The sequence below is a fragment of the Pseudomonas sp. GW821-FHT07E12 genome, assembly GCF_058986605.1.
In genome coordinates, this window is record NZ_JBYSVX010000091.1 from 1 (window position 1) to 1,148 (window position 1,148).

The window sequence follows — 1,148 nt, forward strand, 5'->3', positions numbered from 1 at the left end:
CTCCGCTCTTATCTGCTCCGGATCTGTCAGGTTAGATGTCGAGCGCCGGCGTGGGCCACCGTCTCCGCTCTAGATCTCACGATCGCTTTGTAGCTGGGTGCCCACGCCGGTATCTCCCTTGATCCGCCCGAACAGTTGCCCGAGCCGACACTCGGATGGATAAGACTGGGCAAGCGGGGGAGCGCTCGACCCTTCCAGCCTAACGGAGATGCCCATGCATGGGATCGGGATCGATGTCAGCAAAGCCTCCTTGGACGTGGCCGTCTATCAAGGCCCCTTCCGCCAGTTCGACAACACCCAGGCCGGCCACCGCAGGTTGGCCGCATGGCTCAAGACCCTGCCGCTGCGTCAGGTCGTGCTGGAACCGACCGGGGGCTACGAACAGGACCTGCTCGATGCCCTGCATGCGGCAGGGCTGCCGATAGTGCGCGCCAATGCCCGCCAGGTCCGTCACTTCGCCCGTGCCACCGGGCAGTTGGCCAAGACGGATCGGCTGGATGCCGTCGTGTTGGCACATATCGCCCAGGTGCTGAATTTGCCGCGCTACCAGCCACCAGCCCCTTGGCAGCGACGCCTGGCCGAACACGTGCACAGCCGCCGCCAGGTGGTGCAGATGCTGCTCAGTGCCCAGCAGCAGCTGCGCTCGGTGAAGGATGGCCTGCTACGTCAGGCACTGCAGGCCAACCTCACTCAACTCACCAAGAGCAAAGTCTTCCTGGATCGGCAGATCGCTCAGCAGGTGCGTGAGCAGCCGCACTTGCAAGCCATCGGCACCCTCAAGGGCGTCGGGCCGGTCGTGATCGCGGTGCTGGCCAGCCAACTGCCCGAACTGGGCCGGCTGGACGGTAAAGCCATCGCCAAGCTGGTCGGGGTGGCGCCGCTGGCACGCGACAGCGGCACGATGCGCGGCACCCGCAGCATCTGGGGCGGACGGGCCCACATCCGCCAGGCCCTGTACATGTCCGCCCTGTCGGCCTTGCGCTACGAGCCGGTCCTGCGTGACTTTTACCAATCCCTGCGTGCACGCGGCAAAGCCGCCAAGGTCGCCATCGTGGCGGTCATGCGCAAGATGCTGGTGATCCTCAATGCCCGCGCTCGTGATGCCTGGGCCGGCACACCTGCGCTTGGGTAAACAAGACAGTTGCTAC

General features: G+C 65.3%; 1 protein-coding gene. It reads left to right on the plus strand.

The genetic code is table 11. The annotated features are described in order from the left end of the window. The first annotated feature begins 214 nt into the window (after positions 1-214). A complete protein-coding gene (locus tag AC3WJE_RS21030) occupies positions 215-1,132 on the plus strand; it encodes an IS110 family transposase (RefSeq protein ID WP_493732790.1) in 918 nt (305 codons plus the stop codon). The last annotated feature ends 16 nt before the right edge of the window (positions 1,133-1,148 follow it).